At 39.8% G+C, this 254-nt stretch carries 1 pseudogene; it reads left to right on the top strand.

Annotated features, from left to right (window positions below):
* Nucleotides 1–39: 39 nt before the first annotated feature.
* Nucleotides 40–254: pseudogene (locus tag H5154_RS23385) on the top strand (DUF2931 domain-containing protein); the annotation flags it as partial.

Below are 254 nucleotides of genomic sequence, written 5' to 3'. Positions count from 1 at the left end.
TGAGCAATGGCAATCACAATTAATAAATGGATATAGATTATGGACAAGCTCATAAAATCACTCATCACACTTGCTTTAACATTATTTGTAATAGGTTGCTCGTCAACAGGAACAATTGATTACATGGTTGCAGGCGGTGCGACACAAAAGGGTAATGAAATCTGGGTGCAATCAATCACTTTTGATAATAGTTGGGGTATTCCTATGGGGAGCCTTGGTTGTTGCTGGCAAAGTGCCGGTAAAACAAGTGGTGT

The organism is Pseudoalteromonas sp. SR44-5, assembly GCF_014163675.1.
GTDB lineage: Bacteria > Pseudomonadota > Gammaproteobacteria > Enterobacterales > Alteromonadaceae > Pseudoalteromonas > Pseudoalteromonas rhizosphaerae.
Note: the sequence above shows the minus strand (reverse complement) of the source record. Positions and strands in the feature narration are given on the sequence as shown.